The sequence below is a fragment of the Flavihumibacter sp. CACIAM 22H1 genome (assembly GCF_001601815.1).
GTDB lineage: Bacteria > Bacteroidota > Bacteroidia > Chitinophagales > Chitinophagaceae > Flavihumibacter.
Genome location: NZ_LUKG01000051.1, coordinates 11125 through 17648, shown reverse-complemented (window position 1 = coordinate 17648; position 6524 = coordinate 11125). Strand labels below are relative to the sequence as shown.

The following is a 6524-nucleotide window of genomic DNA, read 5'->3' as shown; positions in this document are numbered from 1 at the left end:
TCGGGGACGCTCATAAATATCCGGGAACTCACCATTCCCCACCAACGCCAACCGGGGACCGATACGGTTATACAACAATGTAGCATTGAAGGCAGTTTCAGAAGAATATTGCAACCCGGCATTGATCAGGTAAGGCGACTGCCCCTGAATCGGTCGGTTAGAGTTAAGTGTCTGCCCCGAAGAAGTTGCATCCGGAAAACTCACATCCGAAAACAGGTAAGTGAAGTTTCCGAAAGCTGTCATATTATTTAGCAGTTTTCCATCTCCCAGGAAATCCAGGTTCTTGCGGATCTCCAGCTCCGCACCATAGGTGTTCGCCTCTGCTGCGTTCTGATAAAAATATAAACGGCGGTCGGCATTGGATCCCGGATCCAGGCGAAACTCAATCGGATCGGTAAACCGCTTATAAAAAGCACCAACAGTAAATGCCTCCCCTGCTTTCGGGTAGATCTCATACCGTAAATCAAGGTTCAGGATTTTGGTCCGTTTTAAAGAAGGATTTCCGGATACCCCAAAATTTGATTCATAGTCAAAAAACTGGAAAGGGGCAATTTCCCGGAACTCCGGACGGGCAACTGTCTGAAATGCCGCGAAACGGATATTCTGTTTCGTTGTAATAGAATACGTAAGGTTCAGGGAAGGTAGAAAATCATAGGTTTCCGTATTTACATTGATCCGCTTGGCCGTAACATCTTTGGAAGTAAGATATTGCTCAAAAAACTCCAGTCTCGCTCCCCATACAAGGCGAACCTTATCACTTAACTTATTATCCAGCATCAGGAACCCGGAATTAATCGCTGATATACCAAAATATTTATCTGAGTTGCCGGTAAAATCATCCATCACATATCCGTTCTGGCCAAAATTTTCGCGCTTGAAAATCTGGTCGTAAGGCAGGCTAACCAATGCATCGTTGAAATTTGGCAAACTGGCCTCCCGGTAGCGGAAAATCCTCGATTTGAAATCACGGAAGCGGATAATCGTAGAACCCCCGAATTTGAAATTCTGCTTCTCTCCGAATAAATTAAACGGCAGGGTGAACGCGCCCGATGCAGTGATGGTATGATCTGCGAGATCAGACCAGAACCTGCGTGAATCATCCGGGTCAATCTGTTTTACTGTACTTCCAAAAGCCTGTGTATACTGTTGGGTACGAAGGTCGGGCTGATCGCGCGTAACCAGTGAATAGCCCGCATTCCAGCGAAATTTTGCTTTAGCTATGGATAATTGATGATCACCTTCTAACTGGCTGCTGAAAAAATTCCGCTGGTTCAGGAAAGAAGAATAAAAATCAACGGTTTGATTCCTGTTATTGTTAACCCCCTCGCGGATAAAATAATTATCGTCGTAAAAACGGTTGTAAATATTCTTGAAGGAAATTTTATTTTTTTTCTGAGAATAGGTCAGGTTGATAAGTGCCCCGATATTGGTCTGATAACGGTTCTGCAGATCTTCAAATTGGAAAATAGCCGAGCCATCGTTCTGGCTAAACTGACGGTTCACCCTATATTTAAGCATCGAATTCCTATACACTACAGAAGCAATCAATCCAAGTTTTGCATCGTTCTTCAGTGTACGGGCTGTGCCGTAAGAAATATTATAAGTCATAATCGGCAGGGCCGTCGCTTTCTTTTGGGCATATACATCGTCGCGGAACAACTTGGAATCCGTGATTTGGTCATTTACATTTTGTCCGCGATATTCCTGCGGTGATCCCGGAAAACCTGCAGGAAATTTCCGCGTGCCATTATCAAATCCCAGCCAGTCGGTCGACGTCCGCTCATTGGAGATAAACTCTTTAAAGGCGGAATTGGTATTAAACCCCAATTGAAAACCAACAGAAAGAAAATCTTTCGTAGGAATATCTTTCGTTTGTACCTGTATTAAACCTCCTGCAAACTCACCAGTTAGTTCCGGGGTGGCAGTTTTATTGATAATAATATTATCAATCATGTTGGCAGGAATTACGTCAAAGGAAAACGCTTTCCGATCGGGTTCTGACGAAGGCAATTGGGCGTTGTTGATAAAGGCTGCATTGTAACGGTCACTCAGTCCTCTTACGATCACGAATTTATTATCCTGTATAGATGCACCACTGACCCTTTTCAATACTTCCCCGGTGGTGCGATCTGGTGTACGCTTGATCAGGTCTGCCGCAATGCCGCTTGAAACTGCGGTATTGTTTCGCTGAAGATTAATTAATGCGGAGGTAGTTTCCCGGCGTACGGATGTGCGCACCACCACTTCGCCCAATTCTGATTTGTTTTCCAATACAATGGTAACCGTATTTTCTACGCCTGCTTTCAACTCTACCTCTTCTACCAGTTTAGTATTATAACCGGCGCTTGAAACCCGCAGTACATATTTTTTTCCGGCAGCAAGGATTAAACTGAACCTTCCTTCTACATCAGCGGCCACCCTCTGTTGTGCGCCTTCAATGGCAATGGTTGCACCCGGCACTGGTTCATTTTGAGAATTGATTACTTTACCACTGAGTTTAACGGTGGTTTGTGCTGCTGCACTTAATCCGGAAAACAACACCAGTAACAACAGGTAGTACAAGTTTTTGCTCACAACTAAGGGGTTTATTTGCGGGCAAAAGTAGAAGGGCAATATTATCGACCTGTTACTACAGCGTTAACGAATTGTAACGCTAATATTACGGGAATGTTACTTAGAAATTGAGCTGCGCCTGCAGGCGTAGTATACGTCCCTGTTGTGCATTGCTGCGAAGCGTAGCGTCCTCAAAACGCCGGTTTGATATAACATACATGGCAACCAGTTCCACATTCCGGTTTATCTGCCATTCGGTGCCAAACTCCAACTCATTCACTTTATAACTGCGTGCATCCAGTTCAAATTTCTTGCCTCCCTCATAATAATGGTAACGGGCAAAGGGAATAAGCACCATTTTTCCCGGCTTTACCATATAATTCGCAATTATATAACCGCCTTGTAATTTTTTCTGCAGCACTGTATTGCTGGTGGGGTCGTATTGCGGACCGGTACCTACATTGTATTCAGCCTGTATGCCAAAGGGTTGCGGATAGAGAATAAAGGAAGCTGCCACGCGCTCATCCTTATAACTGGCTTCCGGGTTTACCAGTTTCACCCCCTTTGTAGTATCGGACAGGGTAAAATTACCGGAATAAGCCTGTATAGATCCTTCAATGATCTGTCCATTATTTAACTGCACCGGCCAGGTAAGACGCCCTACCACATGAACGGTACGGTTCTGATCAGGACGGTTGGCAACCTGGCCATTAAAGATACCAACACCTACCACCCCATAATCGCCCGAACCTTTTAACCCATCTTCCGTGAGCCGGTTAAATAATTCCCTTTTTTCTACGGGAGCCCAGTAAATAAAAGCCCCCAGGTCTCGTTCGTTCACAATGGCTGAGTTAATTCCGTCACTTCGATCCAGCGGCAATCGGTTAGAACTACTTTGCAAGGCTTCAAATCCATACGGAACCTTACTCTGCCCCACTCTAATCCGCCAGGTTTTCCGTTTATCGAATGCCAGATCAAAATAAGCATCCCTGATCTGACCATAATTAAGTCCATTGGAAGTAGAAGAAGCAAAATCCGGCTGTATATATATAGATACCTGCTCCGATATATTACCTTGAATAATTATACGTACCCTGCGAAAGGAAAATCCCCCGTTTCCGCCCCAGCCCCGATCACACTGGTCACATTTAAGCTTGGGATTGGTTTCAAGAAGGCGGTTATACCGGGTTTGCACGTAGCCCCGAATGGTAAATGTCTCGTACCATTTCTTTTTGCTGACGGCCACCGTTTTAACTGTTTTCAGAGAATCCTGCGCAGAAGCCCCCAGAAATAAGCATATTATTACCAAAACCAACCCTGTTTCACGATATCGGAAGCTCATTTTCGCATTGTTAAGTAATTATTGCCTTATTGTTAACGGGGGCAAAGGTAAAAGGCTAAGCCAGGGTGGACGGGCAGTCAATGTTAAGAAATTATTACCAAAGGCCGGATTTCCCCGCAACACCCTAAACCAGTCTATTTTTGCGCAAAATTTACTTATGTCACTTTCCTCCATCCTGAAACTGTTTACACCCAAGGATAAAGTATTCTATTCCCTGTTCGAAGAAGTGGCCAATACCGTGGCAAAAATGGGCTCCCTGATGAAAGATGTGGTAAGCGAAAGTGATTTTGATAAGCGAGCCGGACTGATCTCCAAAATGGAAGACCTGGAACATGTAAACGACGACCTCACACATAAAATCTTTACCGAACTGGGCCGTAATTTTATTACTCCCTTCGACCGGGAAGACATTCATTACCTGGCAACAGCGCTGGATGATATCTGTGACTATATTTTTGCATCTGCCAAAAAAATCAACTTTTATAAAGTAAATCCCAACGACCCCGGCATCCAAAAAATGGCCGACCTGATTGAACAAGGTGCAGAACATATTAAAAATGCAGTGATAGAGTTGCGCAATATGAAAAATATGCGCCAGATCACGGATGCGCTTGTTAAGGTAAACAGCATCGAAAACCAGGCAGATGATATCTTTGACCTTAGTATCGACCGGCTGTTTGAAACGGAACCCGATGCCAAAGAAGTAATCAAGAAAAGAGAAATTTACCAGGTGATGGAAATCGTTACGGATAAATGTGAGGATGCTGCCAACGTCATCGAAAGTATTATAATTAAATATGCCTAAGCAAGCTGCAGCACAGCAAGGGTTTTACCGGTCCAGTCTCAATTCTTAAAACTTCTCCCCATGACATTTTTGGTAATCATTATTGTGTTAGCCCTGATATTTGATTATATCAACGGCTTTCACGATGCTGCCAATTCTATAGCAACTATTGTTTCTACCAAGGTACTGACCCCTTTTCAGGCGGTTCTATGGGCAGCGGTTTTCAATTTTGCCGCGTTTTTTATCTCCAAATACCTGATCGGGGAGTTTAAAATCGGCAACACGATTGCCAAATCTGTACATGAAAATTTTATCACGCTTGAAGTAATCTTTGCCGGCTTGATTGCTGCTATTACCTGGAACCTGCTGACCTGGTGGTTTGGAATTCCCTCCAGCTCTTCACATACCCTGCTGGGCGGATTTATGGGTGCGGCCGTAGCACATGCCGGTGGAATGGCAGAAAACGGGCAGGATGTTATCAACTACGCAAAAGTTCTTCCTACTTTTTTGTTCATCTTTCTTGCACCGGTTATTGGGATGATCATTGCGTATATTATTACGGTCATCATCTTAAATATTTGCCGGAGAGCGGTACCCTACAAAGCGGAAAAATGGTTTCGTCGCCTTCAGCTTGTTTCCTCTGCCTTATTCAGCCTGGGACACGGAGGAAACGATGCCCAGAAAGTAATGGGTATTATCGGTGCAGCAGTTATCTATTTCGAAGTTCAGAATGGTAATGCCACCTATACCACCCTCGATTCCGCACATCGCTTTTCTCATTTTGTAACGGATTACTGGTGGGTACCGGTAGCAAGCTTTACTGCTATTGCCCTGGGAACACTGAGTGGTGGTTGGAAAATTGTAAAAACCATGGGTACCCGTATCACTAAAGTTACACCTTTAGAAGGAGTGAGTGCCGAAACCGCCGGGGCTGCTACCCTCTATATATCGGAAGCTTTAGGTATTCCTGTAAGTACCACCCATACCATTACCGGAGCTATCATAGGGGTAGGTGCCACCAAACGTCTTTCAGCCGTGCGTTGGGGCGTTACCATCAACCTGCTTTGGGCCTGGATCCTTACTATTCCCGTTTCCGCCATTATCGCCGCAATCGTATATTTTATCCTGAAATGGGTAATGTGATTTGAGCCCAAAGGCCCACACATAGAGAATTTGGTTTATATTGCCGGCTATTTGAATCTATATGAAAGGAATCATACTTGCCGGCGGTTCGGGAACCCGCCTGCATCCAATTACCTATGCAATCAGCAAACAAATCATGCCGGTTTATGACAAGCCCATGATTTACTATCCACTATCCACCCTGCTATTGGCAGGAATCCGGGAAATTCTCATCATTTCAACCCCGCACGACCTTCCTCTTTTTAAAAAACTGCTGGGAGATGGCAAAGAACTTGGATTAGACATAACTTATGCCGAACAACCAACGCCCAATGGCCTGGCGCAAGCCTTTGTAATTGGAGCACCCTTTATCGGAAACGATAAAGTAGCGCTGGTGCTGGGAGATAATATTTTTTACGGAGCCGGACTTGGTACCCAACTGGCGCACAATACAAATCCGGAGGGCGGAATTGTGTATGCCTACCGGGTCAGTGATCCGGAAAGGTATGGTGTGGTAGAATTTGACAAAAACAACCAGGTTATTTCCATCGAAGAAAAACCAGCTTCCCCCAAAAGTAATTTCGCCGTACCCGGTCTTTATTTTTACGATAACGAAGTGAAAGAAATTGCCCGAAACCTGAAACCCAGTCCGCGGGGCGAATATGAAATAACCGATGTCAATAAAGAATACCTGCGCAGGGGCAAACTAAAGGTTTCGATTAT

5 protein-coding genes are annotated in these 6524 nt (G+C 44.7%); 3 read left to right on the top strand and 2 right to left on the bottom strand.

Translation table 11 applies throughout. The features are described from left to right. Together A1D16_RS13980 and A1D16_RS13975 are read right to left on the bottom strand one after the other, a co-directional pair. Positions 1-2574, bottom strand: a 2574-nt coding sequence (locus A1D16_RS13980) for a TonB-dependent receptor (RefSeq protein ID WP_290710535.1), incomplete at its 3' end; no start/stop codon positions are given. A 100-nt stretch (positions 2575-2674) separates the two neighbouring features. Further along, complete coding sequence (locus A1D16_RS13975) at positions 2675-3895, bottom strand: porin (protein WP_290710532.1); 1221 nt, start codon at positions 3893-3895, stop codon at positions 2675-2677. A gap of 157 nt (positions 3896-4052) precedes the next feature. Here A1D16_RS13975 and A1D16_RS13970 point away from each other — a divergent pair, with 157 nt between their 5' ends. From A1D16_RS13970 to A1D16_RS13960, 3 genes are all read left to right on the top strand, one after another. Next, on the top strand, positions 4053-4700 hold the full coding sequence (locus tag A1D16_RS13970; RefSeq protein WP_290710530.1) for a DUF47 family protein: 648 nt from the start codon (positions 4053-4055) through the stop codon (positions 4698-4700). Between the two features lie 60 nt (positions 4701-4760). Beyond that, positions 4761-5822 carry an inorganic phosphate transporter gene (locus A1D16_RS13965; protein ID WP_290710528.1) on the top strand — a complete coding sequence of 354 codons (1062 nt, stop codon included), beginning with the start codon at positions 4761-4763 and terminating at the stop codon, positions 5820-5822. A gap of 61 nt (positions 5823-5883) precedes the next feature. Then, positions 5884-6524, top strand: a 641-nt coding sequence (locus A1D16_RS13960; RefSeq protein WP_290710526.1) for a sugar phosphate nucleotidyltransferase, incomplete at its 3' end; no start/stop codon positions are given.

Coding starts and splice junctions, on each gene's coding strand:
- A1D16_RS13975 (WP_290710532.1), bottom strand. CDS start 3,895: ATGAGCTTCCGATATCGTGAAACAGGGTTGGTTTTGGTAATAATATGC.
- A1D16_RS13970 (WP_290710530.1), top strand. CDS start 4,053: ATGTCACTTTCCTCCATCCTGAAACTGTTTACACCCAAGGATAAAGTA.
- A1D16_RS13965 (WP_290710528.1), top strand. CDS start 4,761: ATGACATTTTTGGTAATCATTATTGTGTTAGCCCTGATATTTGATTAT.